This is a genomic window from Kitasatospora sp. NPDC057940, assembly GCF_042887425.1.
Classification (GTDB): Bacteria; Actinomycetota; Actinomycetes; order Streptomycetales; family Streptomycetaceae; genus Kitasatospora.
Genome location: NZ_JBHVPH010000027.1, coordinates 94,159 through 116,330, shown reverse-complemented (window position 1 = coordinate 116,330; position 22,172 = coordinate 94,159). Strand labels below are relative to the sequence as shown.

Genomic DNA, 22,172 nt, shown 5'->3' with positions numbered 1-22,172 from the left:
CGTCGGCTACGAGATGGCCCTCCTCGTCGACCGCGCCGGCGCCGTCCTCACCCCCGCACTCCGCGCGGAACTCCAGGGCAGTCTCCTGCACTGACCGGAGTCCGAGCGGGATCCGTCCACCGTCCCACCTCCCCCGCCGGGTCCGACCCGACCGGCCCCGGCGTCTCACCCTCAGCTACCCTCAGGCAGCTGATCCCGCCTCAGCTGGCACCGCCCCAGCTGGAACCGGCTGCCCAAGGCTGCAGCACAAGGAGGACCCATGACCCCGCCCTCGACACCCGCCGGCTCGTACGGCAACGGGTACGGCAGCGGCTACGGCGGGCAGCAGTCCGACGGCTACGAGCAGCAGCCGCTGGTCCGCCCGTACGCGATGACCGGTGGCCGCACCCGGCCCCGGTACCAGCTCGCCATCGAGGCCCTGATCTCGACCACCGGCAACGCCGAGCGGACCGGCGGCCTGCTGCCCGAGCACGCCCGGATCGTGAACCTCTGCCGTGAGGTCAAGTCCATCGCGGAGATCTCCGCACTGGCCGGTGTCCCGCTCGGTGTGGCCCGCATCCTCGTCGCAGACCTGGCCGAGGCCGGCCTCGTCGCCATCCACCAGCCCGCCGCCGCGGGCGAGTCGGGCGGAACGCCCGATGTCACGCTGCTCGAAAGGGTCCTCAGTGGACTTCGCAAGCTCTAACGCGGCCGCGCCCTCCCGCGCCACCACCTCCGCGAAGATCGTCGTCGCGGGCGGCTTCGGCGTCGGCAAGACCACGCTCGTCGGCGCCGTCTCCGAGATCAACCCCCTGCGCACCGAAGCCGTCATGACCTCGGCCTCCGCCGGCATCGACGACCTCAGCCACGTCTCCGGCAAGACGACCACCACCGTCGCCATGGACTTCGGCCGCATCACCCTCGACGAAGACCTCATCCTCTACCTCTTCGGCACCCCCGGACAGGACCGCTTCTGGTTCATGTGGGACGACCTCGTCCGCGGCGCCATCGGCGCCGTCGTCCTCGTCGACACCCGCCGCCTCGCCGACTGCTTCCCCGCCCTCGACTACTTCGAGAACAGCGGACTGCCCTTCGTCGTCGCCCTCAACGGCTTCGACGGACACCAGCCCCACACCGCCGACGAGGTCCGCGAAGCGCTCCAGCTCAGCGCCGAGACCCCGGTCGTCACGCTCGACGCGCGCCGCCGCGACAGCGCCAAGAGCGCCCTCATCACCCTCGTCGAGCACGCCCTCCTCGCCCGACTCCGATGACGGGCCGGACTTCCGGACTCCGGGGGCCGTCGGCGTGACGGCCCCCGGGGCGGAGCCGCTACCGGCCGATGTCCTCCAGGGGCATCGCGCAAGACCCGCTGTATAAGCAGCGGATAACAGTTCGGTAGGCATTTTGTGATCAACAGTGACTCTGCGTGGTGAACTAGCGTCACTCAGCGCCAGAAGACCACGGTTTTGCTCCGTCATGTCGGTGAATGTCCCTATTGCACCGACGCGGGGGCCATCCTGCGGCTGTTTGTCCCCCATCCCTGCACGTGCTGAAATTCCAGCTACCCCTGAAACCCTCGCGCCGGCCCACCGGTGACGGGCCAGGGCCCGGGGGTAGCGCTGGATTGATCCATGGCCGACAGTCGGCCGAGAGGTAGTTGTCGAGTGAGGCGTAAGCAGCAACCCGCCCCGCAGCGGCGCTCCGAGCCCCGCCGGAGCGAGCCGAACGGTACCGCAGCGGACCCGGCCGGATTCTCCGCTTTCACCCCCACCGAGGAGCGCTCGCAGGCCTCCCCGGCCCCGCAGCCCCCGGCCGCGTCCACGGAACCCCGCAGCGGCGGTCCGGACGGCGACGCCTCCAAGCGGTACGACTTCCTCCGCCCGCGCAACTGGCGCGTGCCGACCCGTCTGATCGCGATCCTGCTGATCCCCGTGATCATCAGTCTCGTCTTCGGCGGCCTCCGCGTGAACACCTCGGTCGACGGCTACATCAAGGCCTCCCGCGCCGAGAAGACCGCCGAACTCGCCAAGGCGGCCACCGAGCTCGCCGAAGCGCTGGAGATCGAGCGCGACACCACGCTGATACCCCTGCTCACCAAGCAGGACCCGGACGGCAAGGTCGCCAAGATCCGCGCCAGCACGGACGCCGCGCTGAAGGCGTACGAGGCGGCCTACGCGGCCTCCGACAAGTCCGGCGAACTGCCGCGCCGCCACGAGGCCTTCCAGGCCCTGGTGGTCGACCTGCCGCACCTGCGGTCCAGCGCGTACGGCGCCGAGCTGTTCGCCGGCGCCACCGTCAACGCCTACTCGGTGATGTTCGCCCCGCTGCTGTCCTACGACAACTCGGTCGGCATCGGCTCCAGCAACGCCGCCAGCAAGGGCCGCGCGATCTACGCGATGTCCCTCGCCAAGGCCTCCGCCTCGACCCAGCGCGCGCTCATGCTGCACCTGCTGGTCGGCATCTCCCAGAACGCCACCACCCGGTTCGAGAACGCCGACGTGATCCAGCAGATCCTGGTGGCGGAGCGGCTGGAGCAGGTCTCGCTGACCGAGTTCAACACCGGCAGCGCCCCCGAGGACGCCCGCAAGTACGCCAACGCGCAGGTCGCCCAGGCCGCCGCGCAGGAGCGCTCGGCCTACAAGATGCCGAACGGCACCGCGCCCTCCATGCAGACCCTGCTCTCCCTCGGCGCCGCCTACAGCCAGGCCGCCGCCGAGGGCCAGAGCAAGGGCAAGGCCGCCGCCGACCAGGCCTACAAGGAGGCCAAGGACTCCGGTCTCACCCCGGAGAACTGGAACCAGGCCGCCAACACCCACATCCAGGCCCTGCGTGACACCGAGGTCCAGCTGCTGGACGACGTCCTCACGGACTCCCGCGGCCTCAAGGACAACGCGCTCTACGACGCCATCCTCAACACGATCATCGTCGTCGCGGCGCTCATCCTGGCCGGTCTGCTCACCGGCTACGTCGCCCGCTCGATGATCCTCGGCATGCGCACCCTGCGCAGCGCCGCCCTGGAGATCGCCGACCACCGCCTGCCGGACCTGGTCGAGAAGCTCTCCAAGACCGACCCCGACCGGGTCGACACCTCCGTCACCCCGATCCCGTTGCACGGCAAGGACGAGATCGGCGAGGTCGCCCGGGCGTTCGACCAGGTCCACCAGCAGGCCGTGGCGCTCGCCGCCGAGCAGGCCCTGCTGCGAGGGAACGTCAACGCGATCTTCACCAACCTGTCGCGTCGCAGCCAGGGCCTGATCCAGCGCCAGCTGGCGCTGATCACCGACCTGGAGAACAACGAGGCCGACCCGGACCAGCTGGAGAACCTCTTCAAGCTGGACCACCTCGCGACCCGTATGCGCCGCAACGGTGAGAACCTGCTCGTCCTCGCGGGCGAGGAGGCCGGCCGCCGCTGGAACACCCCGGTCCCGCTGGTCGACGTGCTCCGCGCCGCCTCCTCCGAGGTGGAGCAGTACGAGCGCGTCGAGCTGTCCGGCATCCCGGAGGTCGAGGTCGTCGGCGCCGCCGTGACCGACCTCGTCCACCTGCTCGCCGAGCTGCTGGAGAACGCCACCTCGTTCTCCAGCCCGCAGACCCGGGTCCTGGTCAACGCGACCCGCCTGCCGGACGGCCGGGTGCTGGTCGAGATCCACGACAAGGGCATCGGCCTCACCGCCGACGACTTCGCCGAGATCAACGAGAAGCTGGCCGAGCCGCCCACCGTCGACGCCACCATCTCCCGCCGCATGGGCCTGTTCGTGGTCGGCCGGCTGTCCCAGCGGCACGACGTCCGCGTCCAGCTCCGCCCCTCCGGCGAGTCCGCGGGCACCACCTCGCTGGTCATGATCCCGCCGTTCATCACCCGGTCGGGCGCCGCGCCGGAGCCCGAGGAGCAGTTCACCGTCTCCCGGATCTTCGCCGAGCAGGAGCCGACCTCCCAGTGGGCGCCCAACGGCCAGCCGCGCAGCGCCGCCGAGCTGGGCTTCGACGACCACCTCACCGGCACCGGCAACGCCGGATCCAGCGGCTTCAGCCCGGCCCTGGAGTCCGTCCAGCGCTCGCAGCGCCTCGACCAGGTCCGCCGCGCGGCCCTGGAGAGCGGCCCGCACGACGGCGAGCCGCCGGTGCTGGACGCCGAGGTCGAGGAGGAGTACCAGCAGGGCTACGACCAGTACGCCCCCCAGGGCTACGAGCAGCAGTCCGGCTACGCCGACGACCAGTACGGCTACCAGCAGGACGGCTACCAGCAGGACGAGTACGGCCAGGACCAGTACGGCCAGTACCCGCAGCAGGGCTACGACCAGTCCGGCTACACCGACGACCAGTACGGCCGCCAGGACTACCAGGGCGACGGCTACCAGGGCTACCAGGACGGCTACGCCGACCAGTACGGCCAGCAGGCCGAGGAGGCCCCGGCCGGGCACCCGTACACCCCGGAGCCGCCCGCGCTGCCCGCCGCCGAGCCCACCCCCACCCTGCCGTCCGGGCTGCCGCAGCGCCGCCCCGGCCAGCAGCTGGCGGGTGGCGGCTTCGGCGCCCCGACCGCTCCGGCGGACGGCGGCTCCGGCGGCGAGACCCCGAACTGGTTCGCCGGCGCCAAGGACACCTCGGCGGTCGACGAGCCGCGCGGCCACGACGTGTCGGCGCTGGGCGGCTACGGCCCGACCGGCCCGACCAACTCGCCCTGGCAGTCGCCCAACGACGGCGCCTGGCAGCAGGCCGAGCAGACCCGCGAGCCCGCCTCCGGCGGCACCACCGGGGCAGGCCTGCCGCGGCGCGTGCCCAAGCAGAACCTGGTGGCCGGGAACGCCAAGCCCACTCCGCAGGAAGGGCCGCAGGTCTCCCGCAGCCCCGAGGAGGTCCGCGGCCGGCTCACCAACCTGCGCCGCGGCGTGGAGCAGGGCCGCAGTGCCGGTAACACCGGAAGCTTCCGGATCGACCCCGATCAGGTAGACCCGTCCGGCAACGGACAGAACCGAAGCACCGATCTCTTCGGCGGCTCGAACCACCAGGAGCGTTGAGTTGACTCAGATGAGCCAGGCCGCACAGAACCTGAACTGGCTGATCACCAATTTCGTGGACAACACCCCCGGGGTGTCCCACACCGTGGTGGTCTCCGCCGACGGCCTCCTGCTGTGCATGTCCGAGGGCTTCCCCCGCGACCGCGCCGACCAGCTCGCAGCCGTCGCCTCCGGCCTCACCTCCCTCACCTCCGGCGCCAGCCGGATCTTCGAAGGAGGCGAGGTCAACCAGACCGTCGTCGAGATGGAACGAGGCTTCCTCTTCCTCATGGCCATCAGCGACGGCTCCGCCCTCGCCGTACTCGCCTCCCCCGACTCCGACATCGGCCTCGTCGGCTACGAGATGGCCCTCCTCGTCGACCGCGCCGGCGCCGTCCTCACCCCCGCACTCCGCGCGGAACTCCAGGGCAGTCTCCTGCACTGACGGTCCGTCGGATACCGTCCAGGTATTCGAAGTACCTCCGCGTCCTTCCCGGGCCCGCTTCGGCGGGCTCGGGTTCGGACGTTGTACGGCCTTCGCACCACCGGCTCCGGACCTGCGCCGAAGCTCGCACCGCACCGCCGCACCCTGTGAGGAGAGGAACCGTGACACCGCCCGACGACCGCAGCGGCCAGTACGGCGTTCCGTACCCTGGCACAGGCCATGACGCCTTCGGAGCACCCGGCGTCGGCCACGGTCAGCAGTACGGCCAGCCTCAGCACGGCCAGCAGCACGGACAGCAGTACGGCCAGCACCAGTACGGGCAGCCCCAGCACCCGTACGGGCAGCCGCAGCAGGAGCAGTACGACCAGCAGGGCCGGCCCGGCCGGTACCGACAGCCGCAGCCCGCCTTCGACACGCCGCCGCCCGGATACCCGGCGCCCGCCCCCGACCACCGGCCGGCCCACGAGCCCGGGCACGTCGAGGAGTTCGAGGACGAGCCCGACTCCGGCCCGCTGATCCGGCCGTTCGCGATGACCGGTGGACGCACCCGGCCGCGCTACGAGCTCGCGCTGGAGGCCCTCGTCTCCGCCGACGTCGACCCGCAGCGCCTGGCCACCCTGCTTCCCGAGCACCAGCGGATCTGCACCCTGTGCAGGGAGGTCAAATCCGTCGCGGAGGTGTCGGCGCTGCTCTCCCTTCCCCTGGGAGTGGCCCGCATCCTCGTGGCCGACCTGGCCGAGGCCGGCCTCGTCGCCATCCACCAGCCCGCTTCCGGCGGCGAATCCGGAAACCAGCCCGACGTCACGCTGCTCGAAAGGGTCCTCAGTGGACTTCGCAAGCTCTAACGCGGCCGCCCCCACCCGCGCCACCACCTCCGCGAAGATCGTCGTCGCGGGCGGCTTCGGCGTCGGCAAGACCACGCTCGTCGGCGCCGTCTCCGAGATCAACCCCCTGCGCACCGAAGCCGTCATGACCTCGGCCTCCGCCGGCATCGACGACCTCAGCCACGTCTCCGGCAAGACCACCACCACCGTCGCCATGGACTTCGGCCGCATCACCCTCGACGAAGACCTCATCCTCTACCTCTTCGGCACCCCCGGACAGGACCGCTTCTGGTTCATGTGGGACGACCTCGTCCGCGGCGCCATCGGCGCCGTCGTCCTCGTCGACACCCGCCGCCTCGCCGACTGCTTCCCCGCCCTCGACTACTTCGAGAACAGCGGACTGCCCTTCGTCGTCGCCCTCAACGGCTTCGACGGACACCAGCCCCACACCGCCGACGAGGTCCGCGAAGCGCTCCAGCTCAGCGCCGAGACCCCCGTCATCACGCTCGACGCGCGCCGCCGCGACAGCGCCAAGAGCGCCCTCATCACCCTCGTCGAGCACGCCCTCCTCGCCCGACTCCGATGACGGACACGGCTGCGGCCGCGGCCCACGGACCTTCGTTCGGAGGTCCGCGGGCCGCGGCCGCGGCGGGTCGCCCGGCGGGCTGCCCGGTGAGTTGCTCGGCGGGCTACTCGGTGGGCTCCAGGCCGGCCCGGATCAGCCCGTAGGTGTAGGCGTCCTCCAGCGCCAGCCAGGAGGCGGCCACCACGTTGTCGGCCACCCCGACGGTCGACCAGGTGGACGTGCCGTCGGTGGACTCGATCAGCACCCGGGTCTTGGAGCCGGTGCCGTGCTGGCCCTCCAGGATGCGGACCTTGTAGTCCACCAGCTCGAACCGGGCCAGCGGCGGGTAGATCCCCTCCAGCGCGGTGCGCAGCGCCTGGTCCAGCGCGTTCACCGGGCCGTTGCCCTCGCCGGTGGCGATCCGGCGCTCCCCCTTCGCCCACAGCTTCACCGTCGCCTCGTTGCCGGTGAAGCCGTTCGGGCCCTGCTCGCTGATGGTCCGCCAGGACTCCAGGGTGTAGAAGCGCTCCCGGCCGCCGCGCACCTCGTCGCGCAGCAGCAGCTCGAAGGAGGCGTCGGCGGACTCGTAGGTGTAGCCGAGGTTCTCCTGCTCCTTCACCTTGGCCACCACCCGGCCGGCCAGGTCCCGGTCGGTGGACAGGTCGTAGCCGAGCTCCTTGCCCTTGAGCTCGACCGAGGCGCGGCCCGCCATGTCGGAGACCAGCATCCGCATGGTGTTGCCGACCCGCTCCGGGTCGATGTGCTGATACAGGTCCGGGTCGACCTTGATCGCGGAGGCGTGCAGGCCCGCCTTGTGCGCGAAGGCCGAGTAGCCGACGTACGGCTGGTGGGTGGAGGGGGTCAGGTTGACCACCTCGGCGATCGCGTGCGACAGCCTGGTCATCTCGGCGAGCCGGCCCTCGGGGAGCACCCGCCGGTCGTACTTGATCTCCAGCGCGCCGACCACCGGGAACAGGTTGGCGTTGCCGACCCGCTCGCCGTAGCCGTTGGCGGTGCACTGGACGTGGGTGGCGCCGGCGTCCACCGCGGCCAGCGTGTTGGCCACCGCGCAGCCGGTGTCGTCCTGGGCGTGGATGCCCAGCCGGGCGCCGGTGACGGCGAGGACGTCGGCGACGGTCTCCCGCACGCCGGCCGGCAGCATCCCGCCGTTGGTGTCGCACAGCACCACCACGTCCGCGCCCGCCTGGTGCGCGGTGCGGACCACGGCCAGCGCGTACTCGCGGTTCGCCCGGTAGCCGTCGAAGAAGTGCTCGCAGTCGATGAACACCCGCCGCCCCTGCGCGCGCAGGAACTCGACGCTGTCCCGGACCATCTCCAGGTTCTCGTCCAGGGTGGTGCGCAGCGCCAGCTCCACGTGCCGGTCGTGCGCCTTGGCGACGAGGGTGACGACCGGGGCGCCCGAGGCGACCAGCGCGGCCAGCTGCGGGTCCTCCGCGGCCTTGCCGCCGGCCCGGCGGGTGGCGCCGAAGGCGACCAGCCGGGCGTGCCGGAGGTCCAGTTCGGCGGCGGCCCGGGCGAAGAACTCGGTGTCGCGCGGGTTGGCCCCCGGCCAACCGCCCTCGATGAAGCCCACCCCGAACTCGTCCAGGTACCGCGCGATGGCCAGCTTGTCCGCCACCGTCAGGTTGATGCCCTCCCGCTGCGCGCCGTCGCGCAGGGTGGTGTCGAACACGTGGAAACTGTCGTCGGTACGGCTGACCTCGGTCATGACCCCTGGTTCTCCGTTCGGGGAGGTTCGTACTGCTCTGCCGGATTGTGAGTCCCGGCTCCACTGTCCAGCATCCCGCGCGCGGCTCCGGTGTCCCCGAGCCCCTTGTGGGGGCTCCCGGCCGGTCCGGAGGCTGTGTTGATCGGGGCGGTGCCCGAAAAACGAAAAAACCCCTCGCGGGTGCGAGAGGTCTGCGCGCGGGTCTGGACGCTGGTGGTCGCTCCGCATCGGGTCCTGCGGGAGCGGTCACTGCGGACCGGCGCGCCTGCTGTTAATAATCAGCGACAGCGAGGACACGTTCGCAGTCTGGCACACGTCCCGGCATCCGGCCCGCCCGTCTCGCGATGCGAAACGGAGCAGGCCGGAGCGGGTGCCGCCTCAGACGATCTTGTGCAGCCAGCCGTGGGTGTCGGGGGTCTGGCCGCCCTGGATGGCCAGCAGGGCCCGGCGCAGCTCCATGGTGGTCGGGCCGGGCTCGCCGGTGCCGACCGTCCAGTCGGCGGCGGCCGACTTGACCGAGCCGACCGGGGTGATGACGGCGGCGGTGCCGCAGGCGAACACCTCGGTGAGGGTGCCGTCCGCGTTGCCCTGCTGCCACTCGTCGGTGGAGATCTTCCGCTCCTCGACGGCGTAGCCGAGGTCGGTGGCGAGCTGGAGCAGCGAGTCGCGGGTGATGCCGGGCAGCAGGGCGCCGGACAGCTCGGGGGTGACGATCTTCGCGTCCTTGCCCTCGCCGAAGACGAAGTACAGGTTCATGCCGCCCATCTCCTCGATCCACCGGTGCTCGGCGGCGTCGAGCCAGACGACCTGGTCGCAGCCCTTCTCGGCGGCCTGGGCCTGGGCGATCAGCGAAGCGGCGTAGTTGCCGGCGCACTTGGCGGCGCCGGTGCCGCCGGGCGCGGCCCGGACGTACTCCTTGGACAGCCACACCGAGACCGGCTTGACGCCGCCCGGGAAGTAGGCGCCGGCCGGCGAGGCGATGATCATGAACAGGTAGGAGTTCGCCGGGCGGACACCCAGACCGACCTCGGTGGCGAACATGAACGGACGCAGGTACAGGCTCTGCTCGGGCTCGTTCGGCACCCACGCCTGGTCCTGCTGGACCAGCAGCTCGACGGCCTCGACGAAGGTCTCCACCGGCAGCTCCGGCATCGCCAGGCGGCGGGCCGAGGCCTGGAAGCGGGCCGCGTTGGCCTCCGGGCGGAAGGTCGCGATGGAGCCGTCGGCCTGGCGGTAGGCCTTGAGGCCCTCGAAGATCGACTGGCCGTAGTGCAGGGTCATGTTCGCCGGGTCGACCTCCAGCGGCGCGTATGGCGCCAGCTGGGCGTCGTGCCAGCCCACGCCCTCGGTCCAGCGGATGGTGACCATGTGGTCGGTGAAGACCCGGCCGAAGCCGGGGTTGATCAGCCGGGCCTCGCGCTCCGCGGTGGGCAGCGGGTGGGCGGAAGGCTTGAGGTCGAACGTGATGGGCGCCTGGGTGGGCGTGCTCATGGCTGTTTCCTTCACCGTGGGGTAGGTCCGGGCCGCCACCGCCGGGTGCCCGCCCCGGCCAACCATCACCGGAACGAACGCACAACGGCACGACCCACTGTCGATACTCGCATCCAGAGGGCCGTGCCGAACAGCTGCCCGCTCCTTGGGGAGCTGCAAGCTGCGGTTATGTGGTGCGGCCCGCCGGGCCGCGACCGTTGTCGGCCCCGGCCCGTGGGCCGGAGTCCGTCAAGCGGATCCGGCCCGTCAGCCGGCTACTCGGGTGACCAGCGCGTCGCCGACCTCGGAGGTGCTGCGGGTGCCGGCGCGCTCGGCCAGGTCCGCCGCGACGGCGGCCTCCACCCGGGCGGCCTCGGCGGCGAAGCCCAGGTGCTCCAGCAGCATGGCGACCGACAGCACGGTGGCCGTCGGGTCGGCCTTGCCCTGGCCCGCGATGTCCGGCGCCGAACCGTGCACCGGCTCGAACATCGACGGGAACTCGCCGCCCGGGTTGATGTTGCCGCTCGCGGCCAGGCCGATCCCGCCGGTGACGGCGGCGGCCAGGTCGGTCAGGATGTCGCCGAACAGGTTGTCGGTGACGATGACGTCGAAACGCTCCGGCTGGGTGACGAAGAAGATCGTCGCCGCGTCGACGTGCAGGTAGTCGGTGGTGACCTCCGGGAACTCCCGGCCGACCTCCGCGAAGATCCGCGACCACAGGTGCCCGGCGTGCACCAGCACGTTGTTCTTGTGCACCAGCGTCAGCTTCTTGCGCGGACGCGCCTGGGCCCGGCGGTAGGCGTCGCGCACCACGCGCTCGATGCCGAACGCGGTGTTCAGGCTGACCTCGGTGGCCACCTCCTGCGGCGTCCCGGTGCGCAGCGAGCCGCCGTTGCCGACGTACGGGCCCTCGGTGCCCTCGCGGACCACCACGAAGTCGATGGCCGGCTCACCGGCCAGCGGGGACTTCACCCCGGGGAACAGGCGGCCCGGACGCAGGTTGATGTGGTGGTCGAAGGCGAACCGCAGCTTCAGCAGCAGCCCCCGCTCCAGCACGCCCGACGGCACGCTCGGGTCGCCGATGGCGCCCAGGAGGATCGCGTCGTGCGACTTCAGCTCGGCCAGCACGCTGTCCGGCAGGGTCTCCCCGGTCCGGTGGTAGCGCCGGGCGCCGAGGTCGTACTCGGTGGTCTCCAGCTTCACGTCGGCGGGAAGCACGGCACCCAGGACCTTGAGACCTTCGGCCACCACTTCCTGGCCGATGCCGTCACCCGGGACAACTGCGAGACGAATCGTGCGAGACATGCTCGGACCCTACTCCGGTGTCCCAGGGGCTGACACCAGGCGTCCACCATCCGGACGGGTCAGGTCAGGTCGATCTCGACGGGGAACGGCCGATCGACCTTCAACTGCTTGTGGTAGATCCCGGCCAGTCCGTAGGACCTGGTCGCCGGGTCCAGCTCGTAGACGTGCACCACCGGGCGCCCCTCATCGCACTCGACGCGCCAGAAGTGACGGATGCCGGCGGTCGCGTACTTTCGCGGCTTGACCTCGCGGTCCCGCTCCGCCGATGCCTCCTCGACCACTTCCACGGCCAACAGAACGTCCCGGGCCAGCCAGAACGTCTGATCGGGTCCGGTGTCCGCTCGGGCGTCGACCACCATGACATCGGGCTCCGGCCGGTTACGGGTGTCGAGCTTCAACCCCATCCGGCAGCAGACCTCCCAACCGTCCGGCACCTGGTCGGCCAGTTGCTGATCCAGCCTGCTGGTCGTCCGGGCATGGAACGTTGTCTGCCGGGCGGAGAAGACCAGGCCACCGAAGAGCACCTCGGTGTGGGGCGGGAGATCCCGTAGCCGATCCAGGTCGTCCGCGGTGTAGCCGGTGGCCGGAGGGCGCAGCCACTCCGGCATCGCAAGGTCGAGTTCCCTTTCCACGGGGGCACCGTCGCAGGCCGATCCGCCGGGCTGCCACCTCATCACCCCTTCGAGGGAGCGCTGGGGGCCTGATCCGCGCGGGGGGCGCGCTTAGGGTGGCGGGGTCCGGCAGTTCCTCGCGGAAACGGGGTCGAGCAGCAATGGGCGTGCGGCGGCGGGAGGTGCTGGTCTGCGGGAGCGCGGCCGGGCTGGCGGTGGGCGGGTACGCGCTCGCGGTGGGGCTGCGCGGGGCGTGGCCGACGGGGGCGGGCGAGGCCGCCCTGCCGTACCACGCCCACCTGTGGGACCTGCTGCACGGGCGGGCGGCCGGGGACCTCCTGTTCAACTGGAACAGCGGCTACGGCGTCCCGTTCCTCGCCGACTTCTTCGCCTACCTGATGAACCCGTTCTCCTGGGCGACCGCCCTCCTCCCCCGCGACCAGGGCCGGCTCGCGCTCCTCCTGGTCACCCTCGCCACCATCGGCCTCGGCACCGCCCTGATGGCCCACCTGCTCGGCCGGCTGCACGCCGGCCCGCACCGGCTGCGGGCGCTCGCCGCCGTCGGGTACGGGCTCTGCGCCTGGGTGCTCGACGTCGGCGGGGCGGCGCCGATGTGGCTCTGGGGCCTGGTCTCGCTGCCGCTGCTCGGCCTGGCCGCCGACTGGTGCCTGCGCGAGCGGCGCTGGGTGGCCGGCTCGCTGTGCGTCACCCTCGCCTGGGCCGGCAACCTGTACACCGCCGCGCTGGCCACCCTGATGGCCGGGCTGCTGCTGGCCGTCCGCCTGTTCGCCACCCCCCGGCCGTTGCGCCACCGGGTCCGGGTCACCGGGCGGGCCTTCACGATGGCCACCACCGGCGTCCTGCTCGCCTCGCCCGTGCTGTTCGTCGCCGTCCGGGCCGCGCACGGCGCCCAGCCGGAGTCCCCGGTGCAGCCGCTCGGCCCGTCCGGGCTCGGCGGGCACCTCGCGCAGTTGCTGCCCGCCACCCACGGCGGGCGGCCGCTGCCGGACGTCGCGATCGGCCTGCTGGGGCTGCTGCTGGTGTGCGGGCTGCCGTTCAACCGGCGGGTGCGGGTCCGGGAGCGGGCGGTCTGGTGCGGGGCGCTGGTGCTGGTGGTGCTCAGCTTCGTCTGGACCCCGACCGTGCTGGTCTGGCACGGTCTGGCGATCCCGGCCGGCGGGCCGTACCGGGTCGCGTTCGTGCTCAGCGGCCTGCTGGTGCTGGCCGGCTGGGTGTCGCTGGCGCACCGGCCGGACCGGCTCACCCTGCTGGGCGGCGCCGCCGTGGTCGCCGTGATCGCCGCACTGGCGGCGGGCCGGCACTCGGTCCGTGCCTCCACCTGGGCACTGCTGGCCGTCGGCGGGGTCGTCCTGCTCGCCGCGCTCTGGGCCCTCGACCGCCGGCACACCGACCGCCGGGCCACCGCCCTGGCGACCTGGGTGCTGGCCGGCACGGTGCTCGGCAACGCCGTCTGGTCCGGGTACGCCGCGCTCGCCGCCGCCCCGGCCGGCACCGCCTCCGCCACCGCCGTCCGGGCCGGGTACGCGGCGGTGCGCGACGGCGCCACGTGGCCCCTCGGCCGCAGCGACCCCGGCCCGCACGCCTTCACCACCAACGATCCGCTGCTGCTCGACGGCCAGGGCGGCGGCTACTTCAGCGGCTACCTGCCGACCGTCGCCGCCCTGCTGCTGCACGACCTCGGCGCGGGCTGGACGGCGGGCGGGCGGCAGACCGCCAGCGTCACCGATCCGGTCGGGCAGGCCCTGTTCGCCGTCCGCGCCCACCTCGACGACGGGCCGCCCCCGGACGGCTTCACCCCCGGACGGGCCGCCGCACCGCCGCTGGTCACCGTGCTGCCGCCCGGCGCCCGGCCGGACACCTCCTCGGTCTGGTCCCGGCAGGAGTCACTGCTCGGCAGCCGGGTGTACGAGGCCCCGCTGCCCGTCCCGGCCGGCGGCCCGGCGCCCACCCTGCACGGCACCAGCGGCTGGTCGCTGCCCGGCGGCGCCGAGGGCACCGTCCTCACCGCGGCCTGCACCCCCGGCGGCACGGCCTACTTCCACGGCGTCTGGTACCGGGGCACGGTCAGCGGTCTCGGCACCACCTACCGCAGCGACGGCGAACAGCCCACCACCGCCGTCGCGATCCACCGGCTGGGGCCGGTCCCGGCCGACGGGACGGTCCGGGTGACCCTGCGCTCCGACACGGTCGGCCAGATCCCGGCCCGCCCGATCGGCTGCCTGCGGCCCGGCGCCCTGGACGACGCCGTCGCCCGTCTCACCGCCACCGGCGCGACCGGCGTGGCGGCCGGCGGGCACAGCCTCGCCGCGACCCTCCCGGCAGGCTCCACCGGCACCGCGCTGCTGTCCGTCCCGGCCGCCGAGGGCTGGACCTGCGCGGCGGGCGGCGGCCGGTACGTCCCGCCGACGCCCGTCCTGGGCATGATCGGCGTACCGCTCGGCGCCGGCGCCGACCGCATCGCCTGCTCCTTCCGGCCGCCCGGTCTCACCGAGGGCCTCACCGTCAGCTCCGCCACCGCCGCCGCCCTCGCCCTGGTCGCCGTCTTCACCCGCTTCTCCCGCCGCCCGGCCCGCGCGCCCCGCCGCACCCGCCGGCTCGCCGCCCAGGCCGCTCAGACCACTGACCGGGGCTGAGGCGGCCGGGCACGGCCGTCGGCACCGCGGCGAGGCGGGCCGCAACGCGCGAGGGGCGGCCCGCCAGGTCGGCGGGCCGCCCCTCGGGCAGGTGCGGTCAGGGAAGGGTGATCACCTGGCTCCGGCGGGCGGCGGGGTTGAGGTGGTGGAGCAGGAGCAGGCGGGAGGTGTCGCCGGGCGTGCGGTGGATGTCGAGGACGGTCCCGGGCCGGACCGGGGTGGCGAGGGCCGCGGGGCCGCCGAGGCCGGCCCGGATGTCGACGGCTGGGTGCAGGACGTCGAGGGCCAGGACGGGGCGGGTGCCGCGCAGACCGATGGCGGAGTAGGACTCGGCCGGGTCGGGTGTGCCGGGGGCGACGGTGCTGGTCCAGACGCCGTAGTGGACGGTGCTGTGGCCTTCCCGGACGCCCGGGAGGGCGCTCAGCCGGACGGGGAGGACGAGGGCGTCGCCGTCCAGCAGGGCGGTGTCGGTGTCGCCCCAGTGGCCGTTGAGCGGCTGGACGTCGAGTTCGGCGCCGGTTCGGGCGTCGAGGGCGCGGGAGACGAGGACGTCGCTGCCGCGCAGCCGGTCGGCTTCGAGGATGACGTCGGTGGTGCCGTCGCCGTCGGTGTCCAGGGAGACCCGGACGCCGTAGAGCCCGACCGGGGTGGCGGCCGGGGCCCAGAGCTGGGCTCCCACGTAGAGCAGGTCGGAGCTGGTGGCGGCACCGACGACCCGCAGGTTGGCGGCCCGGTCGCCGGGCTGCTGGACGCAGACGTCCTGCGGGGGGTCGGTCGGCTCGGTGCCGTCGTCGGGCCGGATGCCGGCCCCGGGCCCGACGGCGGCTTCGCTGTCCGGCGGGCAGTCGGCCCAGCGGGTGCCTTCGCCGCCGAGGGTGAGGGCGGTGACGAGTCCGGGCCGGTTGCCGGGGGCGGCGCTGCCGCCGAGCATCAGGACGGTGCCGTCCCGGGTGGTGCGGGCGGCGGCGGTGGCGGTGAGGTCGGTGGCCGGGCGCGGGGCGGCGAGGACGGGGACGCGCAGTTGGGGCAGGTCCGGGTCGGTGACGGGGGTGAGCAGGACGCGGCCGGAGAGTTCGGCGCGGTAGCTGCGGGCCTTGCCGTCCTGCACGGTGTCGATGGTGGGGTCGGGGGCGCGGCCCAGCTCCCCGGGGACGGCGAGGGTGACGTGCACCCGCGCGGTGCCGCCGGCCGGGACGTCGACCTGGTCCGGCGTCACCTCGAAGGTGGCGCCGGGCAGTTCGGTGGCGGCCGCGTAGCCGGTGCGGTAGCTCAGCGGCCGGTCCGCGTGGTTGCGCACCTCGATGTCGCGGCCGAGGGCGGTCGGCCCGGCGATCTCGACCGGCCCGTAGGAGACGCCGACGCTGCCTTCGGCCGCTCCGTCGCCGGCCGCGTAGGCGACGACGGGGGTGTGGACGGCCCGGTCGACCTGGGCGCGGCCGGCGCCGGTGCGCTCGGGGCCGTAGACCGGTCCGCCGTGGTCGTCGCCGAGCCAGGTGTCGACGGCGGTGTTCATGAGCGCGGCCTTGAGCTGTTCGACCGGCCAGTCGCGGTGGGCGGCGCGGACGAGGGCGGCGAGGCCGGTGATGTGCGGGGTGGCCATCGAGGTGCCGTCCTCGCGCTGGCCGCCGCTGCCGCTGCCGACGAGGGCGGACCAGACGGTCTCGCCGGGGGCGGCGAGGTCGGGCTTGACGATGCCGGGGACGCCGATGCCGCGGGAGGAGAAGTCGGTGAGGGTGTCGGTGCGGGCGGGCTGGTTCTGGGAGACGGAGCCGTGCAGCGGGTTGCCGGGGGCGGCGAGGCGGACCTCGACCGGCCCGGCCGCGGCGGCCTGCCGGAGCCGTTCGCCGTCGGCGTGGGCGAGCAGGGCGGCCGGGATGCGGTCGTTGCCGGAGATCTCGGCGAGGTGGTCGGTGTCGGCGGCGTAGAGGGCGCCGATCGCACCGGCGTCGGCGGCGTGGTCGGCGCGGGGGCCGGAGTTGCAGGCCCGTTCGGAGTCGCGGGTGCGCCAGGTGAGGACGGCGATCTTTCCGGCGAGCCGCTGCCGGTCGGCTTCGCTGTAGGCGGCGCAGCCGTCGGACTGGTCGGCGGGCAGCACGAGTCGGCCGCTGACGTCGGCGCTGGACCAGCCCTTGTAGCGCTCGCTCCAGTGGGCCGGGACGACGCCGGCCAGGTCGGCGGGGGCGAGCACGGTGAGGCCGTCGGTGTCGCTGTGCGGGTCGACGGAGGCGGCGACGGCGATGGCCCGGGCGGCGGTGCCGGGGCTGCCGCCGATGCCGTAGACGTCGCCGTCGTTGCCGGCGGCGGCGACCACGACGGTGCCGAGGGCGGCGAGCCGGTCGACGGCGAGGGCGTCGGTGTCGTCGGGGCTGCCGAAGCGGCTGCCGAGGGAGAGGTTGACGACGTCGAGGCGGTCGCCGAGGTCGCCGTCGCCGTTGGGGTCGGCGGCGAGGTCGAGGGCCTGGGCGAGCCGGTCGGTGGAGCCGTCGCAGCCGAAGACCCGGATCGCGTACAGCTGGGCGCCGGGGGCGGCGCCGGGGCCGACCTTGAACCCGGCGGGGTCGAGTCCGGGCCGGTAGGGGCCGGTGTACGGGTGGCCGTCGGCGGTGACGCCGTAGCCGGCGGCGGTGCCGGCGACGTGGGTGCCGTGCCCGTTGCGGTCGCAGTCGATCGGGTTGTCGCTGGGGTGCGGGACGGGCTGGTGGTGCGGGGAGGACGGGTCGGGGTTGTAGTCGTCGCCGACCAGGTCCTTGCCGCCGATCACCTTGGCGTTGGGGAACAGGTCGGGCGGGGCGGGCTTGCCGCGTTCGACGGAGCGGAAGGCGGCCTCGGTGCCGGGGCCGCCGAAGTCGGCGTGGGTGTAGTCGATGCCGCTGTCGATGATGCCGATCCGCACCCCCTGGCCGGTGTTGCCGTCGCCGGTGGCACCGGCCCAGACCTGCGGGGCGCCGAGCAGCGGGACGGAGTAGGCGTTGTCCCGCTGCTTGCGGACGATCGGGTGGACGGCCCGGACGCCGGGCAGCGCGCGCAGGGCGGGCAGCCGGTCGGCGGGCGCGTCGACGGCGAGGCCGGTGATCAGGGTGCGGGTGCGGTAGAGCTCGCCGGCGGTGGGCGCCGCCCGGTGGACGGCCGCGGCGAGCCGGTCGAGGGCTTCGCCGGCCCTGGCCCGCTGGGCGGCGCCGGCGTCGGCGGCCTCCCGGCGGGCGGCCTCCGGGGAGCGCTGGGCCCGCCGGGCCCCGTCGGCGGCGCGCCGCCAGGCGGGGCCGGCCGGCTCGGTGCCGAGTTCGAGCAGGACGGAGGCCGTTCGGCCGGCCCTCGACGGCTCCGCCGGGGGCCCGCCGGAGGCCGGGGTGGCGGCGAGCGCCGCGCTCCCGGCCAGCAGGGCCAGGGTGAGGCCGATCCGGGTGACGGGTCGGCGGACGGATGGCAGACGCACTGGGCCCTCTTCCCCCGGCAGGGGGACTGATCCGCACACCGTGTCGCTGACGCCCGCCCGCGCGAACGTCGATCACCCTTCCGGGGGCCCCAAATTAGGATGATCGCGCTGGGGAGCGCGAGCAACTTCCCTCGGACGGACGCCGGTTGCACTCGACCGGGTGACCTGGCGGCAGCCCGAGCGGCCTATTCGGCGGATGAACGGCCGGGCCGGCGAAGCCGCCGGGGGCGCCGCCCGACAGCACCTGACGGACGGTCCCGCCGGCGGTCCCCGTCAGAGGTGCCCGGTCGAGCCGCCGTTGTCGCGGCGGTCCAGCGCCCGCTGCAGGGCGGCGGCGGCGAAGGGGTTCCGCTCGGCGGCCCGGCGGCGGCGCGGGGCGCGGACGGGGGTGGCGGCGGGGGTGGGGGTGGCGTGGCGGTCGGCGGTGAGGGGCATACCGGGCTCCTTGGAAGCGGCGCCCCGAAGAGGGCGCGGGAAGGGGAGGGGTACGCGCGGGGGCAGGGATCGCCTGCCCGTGAAGGCGCACGCGGACACGGGCCGAACGCCCTGTCTACAGGGTCGGCACGCCGTATCGCCCTTCCACGGTACGACCGGGCCCGGGCCGTGTCTGCACGAATACTTGGATTTCCTAGTATCTGAGACGGGAGCCACCCGGGGGGCGTCGGGCTCAGGCGCCCAGGTCGACCGAGCGGGCGAAGCGGGCGCCGATCTCGGCGGCGATCGCCGACAGCACGTCCTGCGGGATCTGGCTGTCCACGGTGATGGAGGCGAGCGCGCCGCCGCCGTCGCGGGCGACCTGCATGCCGGCGATGTTGATGCCGGCGTCGCCGAGGTGGCGGCCGAGCACGCCGACCACGCCGGGGCGGTCCTCGTACTTGAAGAAGGCCATGTGGTCGGTGAGCGCGACGTCCACGTCGAAGGCGTCCACGCCGACGATCTTCTGGGTCTGCTTCGGGCCGGCCAGGGTGCCGGAGATGGCGATCTCCTCGCCGTTCGCGAGCGTGCCGCGGACGGTGATCACGTTGCGGTGCTCGACGCTCTCGCTGGAGGTGGTCAGGCGGACCTCGACGCCGCGCTCCTGGGCGAACAGCGGGGCGTTGACGTAGGACACCGTCTCCGCCACCACGTCCTCGAACACGCCCTTCAGCGCGGACAGTTCGAGCACCTTCACGTCGTGCTGGGTGATCTCGCCGCGGACCTCGACGTCGAGCCGGACGGCGACCTCGCCGGCCAGCGCGGTGAAGATCCGGCCGAGCTTCTCGGCCAGCGGCAGGCCCGGGCGCACGTCCTCGGCGATCACGCCGCCCTGGACGTTGACGGCGTCCGGCACCAGCTCGCCGGCCAGCGCCAGGCGCACCGACTTGGCGACGGCGATGCCGGCCTTCTCCTGCGCCTCGTCGGTGGAGGCGCCCAGGTGCGGGGTGGCGACCACGTTGTCGAAGCCGAACAGCGGGGAGTCGGTGCAGGGCTCCTTGGCGTACACGTCCAGGCCGGCGCCGGCCACCCGGCCGTCGCGCAGGGCGTTGGCGAGCGCCTCCTCGTCCACGATGCCGCCGCGGGCGGCGTTGACGATGCGCACGGTCGGCTTGACCTTGTGCAGCGCCTCGTCGCCGATCAGGCCGATGGTCTCGGGGGTCTTGGGGAGGTGGACGGTGATGAAGTCCGAGACCTCCAGCAGCTCCTCCAGGGTGACCAGCTTGACGCCCATCTGGGCGGCGCGGGCGGCCTGGATGTAGGGGTCGTACGCGACGATCTTCATGCCGAACGCGGACATCCGCTGGGCGACCAGGACGCCGATCCGGCCGAGGCCGACGACGCCGAGGGTCTTCTCGCTCAGCTCGACGCCGGTGTACTTGTTGCGCTTCCACTCGCCCTGCTTGAGTGCGGCGTTGGCCGGCGCGATGTTGCGGGCGACGGAGATCAGCAGGCCGCAGGCGAGTTCGGCGGCGGTGACGATGTTGGAGGTCGGCGCGTTCACGACCATCACGCCGGCCTTGGTGGCGGCGGCGACGTCCACGTTGTCCAGGCCGACCCCGGCCCGGGCCACCACCTTGAGCTTGCGGGCGACGGCCAGCGCCTCCGCGTCGACCTTGGTGGCGGAGCGGATCAGGATCGCGTCGACGTCGGCGATCGCGCCGAGCAGCTCGGTGCGGTCGGCGCCGTTGCAGTGGCGGATCTCGAAGTCGGGGCCGAGGGCGTCGACGGTGGCGGGCGACAGCTCTTCGGCGATCAGGACGACGGCGGTTTTGGATGTCACAGTGCTCACGACAGTGTGTCCTTAACTCTGCGGTTCCCCCCGGCACGTGGGTGGCGTGGACGGCGGGGGGAAGGTGGCATGCCGCGTAGGTAGACGCACGACGCTGTGGGCCTGACGCGCACTCGGAGTGTATCGACGGGCTGGGTACCAGGCTGCTCCCGTCCGGCGAAATCACCCGGACGGGAGCAGCCTACTTGTACAAGGAAGTTACAAAATCGGACAGAGCCCGAGGCCGGTTCAGGCCTTGTCGTCGACCCAGCTCATCAGCGAGCGCAGCTTCTTGCCGGTGGTCTCCAGCAGGTGGTCCTCGTCCGCCTTCTTGTACTCGTTGTACTTGGGCAGACCGGCCTTGTACTCGGCGATCCAGGTGTTGGCGAAGGTGCCGTCCTGGATCTCGGCGAGGACCTTGCGCATCTCGGCCTTGGTGGCGTCGGTGATGATCCGCGGGCCGGTGACGTAGTCGCCCCACTCGGCGGTCTCGGAGACCGACCAGCGCATCTTCTCCAGGCCGCCCTCGTACATCAGGTCGACGATGAGCTTCAGCTCGTGCAGGCACTCGAAGTAGGCGATCTCCGGCTGGTAGCCGGCCTCGACCAGGGTCTCGAAACCGGCCTTCACCAGGGCGGCGGTGCCACCGCAGAGGACGGCCTGCTCACCGAACAGGTCGGTCTCGGTCTCCTCGGTGAAGGTGGTCTTGATGACGCCGGCCTTGGTGGCGCCCAGGCCCTTGGCGTAGGACAGCGCCAGGTCGAAGGCCTTGCCGGAGGCGTCCTGCTCGACGGCGACGATCGCGGGGACGCCGCGGCCCTCCTCGTACTGGCGGCGGACCAGGTGGCCCGGGCCCTTCGGGGCGACCATGCAGACGTCGACGTCCGCCGGGGGCTTGATGAAGCCGAAGCGGATGTTCAGGCCGTGGCCGAAGAACAGGGCGTCGCCGGCCTTCAGGTGCGGGGCGATGTCGGCCTCGTACACGTCGGCCTGGATCGGGTCCGGCACCAGGATCATGATGACGTCGGCCTCGGCCGCGGCCTCGGCCGGGGTGACGACGCGCAGGCCGGCCTCCTCCGCCTTGGCACGGGACTTGGACTCCGGCTTCAGGCCGACCCGGACGTCGGCGCCGGAGTCGCGCAGGGACAGCGCGTGGGCGTGGCCCTGGCTGCCGTAGCCGATGACCGCGACCTTGCGGCCCTGGATGATGGACAGGTCGGCGTCGTCTTCGTAGAACAGCTCGGCCACGGGGGCACATCTCCTTGCGTGGTGGTTGCCGGGTACGCGCTCTCTACGGTAGGCGTACCGGCGGTGGGTGTGGGGCGGTGCTTCAGGGTGTGAGACGGCCGGCGTCTCGGGGGTGCTCAGGCGCTGCGGTCGAGGGCGCGCAACGAGCGGTCCGTGATCGAACGGGCGCCGCGCCCGATGGCGACCAGGCCGGACTGGACCAACTCCTTGATGCCGTAAGGCTCCAGCATCCGGAGCATGGCCTCCAGCTTGTCCGAGCTTCCGGTGGCCTCGATGGTCACCGCGTCCGGGGACACGTCGACCGTCTTGGCACGGAACAGCTGGACGATCTCGACGATCTGCGACCGGGTCTCGTTGTCGGCGCGGACCTTCACCAGGACCAGTTCCCGCTGGATCGCAGCGGACTGGTCGAGTTCGACGATCTTTATCACGTTCACGAGCTTGTTGAGCTGCTTGGTGACCTGTTCCAGCGGGAGGTCCTCGACGTTGACCACGATGGTCATCCGGGACACGTCCGGATGCTCGGTCGGGCCGACGGCGAGGGAGTCGATGTTGAAGCCCCGACGGGAGAACAGGGCGGCGATGCGGGCGAGCACGCCGGGCTTGTTCTCGACCAGGACGGAGAGGGTGTGCTTGGACATGGGGTTCCTCAGGCGCTCTGGAGTTG

General features: G+C 72.9%; 16 protein-coding genes and 1 pseudogene. 8 read left to right on the top strand and 9 right to left on the bottom strand.

All coding sequences use genetic code 11. From position 1 onward, the window contains the following. From ACFVTF_RS30990 to ACFVTF_RS30960, 7 genes and pseudogenes are all read left to right on the top strand, one after another. Positions 1-94: pseudogene (locus ACFVTF_RS30990) on the top strand (roadblock/LC7 domain-containing protein); the annotation flags it as partial. 165 nt (positions 95-259) lie between these two features. Next, positions 260-685, top strand: a complete 426-nt coding sequence (locus ACFVTF_RS30985) for a DUF742 domain-containing protein (protein WP_063347718.1) — start codon at positions 260-262, stop codon at positions 683-685. Further along, positions 666-1,250: an ATP/GTP-binding protein gene (locus ACFVTF_RS30980; RefSeq protein WP_371517050.1), complete on the top strand. Its 585-nt coding sequence runs from the start codon at positions 666-668 to the stop codon at positions 1,248-1,250. The genes ACFVTF_RS30985 and ACFVTF_RS30980 overlap by 20 nt, the downstream gene beginning before the upstream one ends. A 393-nt stretch (positions 1,251-1,643) precedes the next feature. Next, positions 1,644-4,997 carry a nitrate- and nitrite sensing domain-containing protein gene (locus ACFVTF_RS30975; RefSeq protein ID WP_387817576.1) on the top strand — a complete coding sequence of 1,118 codons (3,354 nt, stop codon included), beginning with the start codon at positions 1,644-1,646 and terminating at the stop codon, positions 4,995-4,997. Positions 4,998-5,007: 10 nt separating this feature from the next. Next, complete coding sequence (locus tag ACFVTF_RS30970; RefSeq protein WP_097236138.1) at positions 5,008-5,421, top strand: roadblock/LC7 domain-containing protein; 414 nt, start codon at positions 5,008-5,010, stop codon at positions 5,419-5,421. A gap of 161 nt (positions 5,422-5,582) precedes the next feature. Further along, the gene (locus tag ACFVTF_RS30965; RefSeq protein WP_387817575.1) at positions 5,583-6,266 is read left to right on the top strand and encodes a DUF742 domain-containing protein; all 684 of its coding nucleotides are present in this window, start codon (positions 5,583-5,585) and stop codon (positions 6,264-6,266) included. Beyond that, positions 6,247-6,831 carry an ATP/GTP-binding protein gene (locus tag ACFVTF_RS30960; RefSeq protein ID WP_371517053.1) on the top strand — a complete coding sequence of 195 codons (585 nt, stop codon included), beginning with the start codon at positions 6,247-6,249 and terminating at the stop codon, positions 6,829-6,831. Before ACFVTF_RS30965 ends, ACFVTF_RS30960 begins: the two co-directional genes overlap by 20 nt. Before the next feature lie 103 nt (positions 6,832-6,934). Here ACFVTF_RS30960 and cimA read toward each other — a convergent pair whose 3' ends face one another. The 4 genes from cimA to ACFVTF_RS30940 form a co-directional block, all read right to left on the bottom strand. After that, positions 6,935-8,539, bottom strand: coding sequence for a citramalate synthase (gene cimA / locus ACFVTF_RS30955; protein ID WP_371517054.1), 1,605 nt, complete (start codon positions 8,537-8,539; stop codon positions 6,935-6,937). A 378-nt stretch (positions 8,540-8,917) separates the two neighbouring features. Further along, positions 8,918-10,030: a branched-chain amino acid aminotransferase gene (locus ACFVTF_RS30950; protein ID WP_387817574.1), complete on the bottom strand. Its 1,113-nt coding sequence runs from the start codon at positions 10,028-10,030 to the stop codon at positions 8,918-8,920. 246 nt (positions 10,031-10,276) lie between these two features. Beyond that, on the bottom strand, positions 10,277-11,314 hold the full coding sequence (locus ACFVTF_RS30945; RefSeq protein WP_387817573.1) for a 3-isopropylmalate dehydrogenase: 1,038 nt from the start codon (positions 11,312-11,314) through the stop codon (positions 10,277-10,279). A 59-nt stretch (positions 11,315-11,373) separates the two neighbouring features. Continuing rightward, positions 11,374-11,922, bottom strand: a complete 549-nt coding sequence (locus ACFVTF_RS30940; protein WP_387817572.1) for a Uma2 family endonuclease — start codon at positions 11,920-11,922, stop codon at positions 11,374-11,376. Between the two features lie 164 nt (positions 11,923-12,086). Here ACFVTF_RS30940 and ACFVTF_RS30935 point away from each other — a divergent pair, with 164 nt between their 5' ends. Then, positions 12,087-14,579, top strand: a complete 2,493-nt coding sequence (locus tag ACFVTF_RS30935; RefSeq protein ID WP_387817571.1) for a YfhO family protein — start codon at positions 12,087-12,089, stop codon at positions 14,577-14,579. Positions 14,580-14,676: 97 nt separating this feature from the next. Here the strand turns inward: ACFVTF_RS30935 and ACFVTF_RS30930 are convergent, their stop codons facing one another. The 5 genes from ACFVTF_RS30930 to ilvN all read right to left on the bottom strand — a co-directional run bounded on the left by ACFVTF_RS30930 (position 14,677) and on the right by ilvN (position 22,146). Then, complete coding sequence (locus ACFVTF_RS30930) at positions 14,677-18,012, bottom strand: S8 family serine peptidase (RefSeq protein ID WP_387817570.1); 3,336 nt, start codon at positions 18,010-18,012, stop codon at positions 14,677-14,679. Positions 18,013-18,285: 273 nt separating this feature from the next. Beyond that, complete coding sequence (locus ACFVTF_RS30925; RefSeq protein WP_350887612.1) at positions 18,286-18,447, bottom strand: hypothetical protein; 162 nt, start codon at positions 18,445-18,447, stop codon at positions 18,286-18,288. Between the two features lie 232 nt (positions 18,448-18,679). Continuing rightward, a complete protein-coding gene (serA, locus tag ACFVTF_RS30920; RefSeq protein ID WP_387817581.1) occupies positions 18,680-20,269 on the bottom strand; it encodes a phosphoglycerate dehydrogenase in 1,590 nt (529 codons plus the stop codon). 237 nt (positions 20,270-20,506) lie between these two features. Further along, positions 20,507-21,505 (bottom strand): ketol-acid reductoisomerase, encoded by a 999-nt coding sequence (gene ilvC / locus ACFVTF_RS30915; protein WP_063347727.1) that lies wholly within the window; start codon positions 21,503-21,505, stop codon positions 20,507-20,509. 116 nt (positions 21,506-21,621) lie between these two features. Then, positions 21,622-22,146: an acetolactate synthase small subunit gene (gene ilvN / locus ACFVTF_RS30910; protein WP_030302941.1), complete on the bottom strand. Its 525-nt coding sequence runs from the start codon at positions 22,144-22,146 to the stop codon at positions 21,622-21,624. Positions 22,147-22,172: the final 26 nt, after the last annotated feature.

Coding starts and splice junctions, on each gene's coding strand:
- ACFVTF_RS30985 (WP_063347718.1), top strand. CDS start 260: ATGACCCCGCCCTCGACACCCGCCGGCTCGTACGGCAACGGGTACGGC.
- ACFVTF_RS30970 (WP_097236138.1), top strand. CDS start 5,008: ATGAGCCAGGCCGCACAGAACCTGAACTGGCTGATCACCAATTTCGTG.
- cimA (WP_371517054.1), bottom strand. CDS start 8,539: ATGACCGAGGTCAGCCGTACCGACGACAGTTTCCACGTGTTCGACACC.
- ACFVTF_RS30950 (WP_387817574.1), bottom strand. CDS start 10,030: ATGAGCACGCCCACCCAGGCGCCCATCACGTTCGACCTCAAGCCTTCC.
- ACFVTF_RS30945 (WP_387817573.1), bottom strand. CDS start 11,314: ATGTCTCGCACGATTCGTCTCGCAGTTGTCCCGGGTGACGGCATCGGC.
- ACFVTF_RS30940 (WP_387817572.1), bottom strand. CDS start 11,922: ATGCCGGAGTGGCTGCGCCCTCCGGCCACCGGCTACACCGCGGACGAC.
- ACFVTF_RS30935 (WP_387817571.1), top strand. CDS start 12,087: ATGGGCGTGCGGCGGCGGGAGGTGCTGGTCTGCGGGAGCGCGGCCGGG.
- ACFVTF_RS30925 (WP_350887612.1), bottom strand. CDS start 18,447: ATGCCCCTCACCGCCGACCGCCACGCCACCCCCACCCCCGCCGCCACC.
- ilvN (WP_030302941.1), bottom strand. CDS start 22,146: ATGTCCAAGCACACCCTCTCCGTCCTGGTCGAGAACAAGCCCGGCGTG.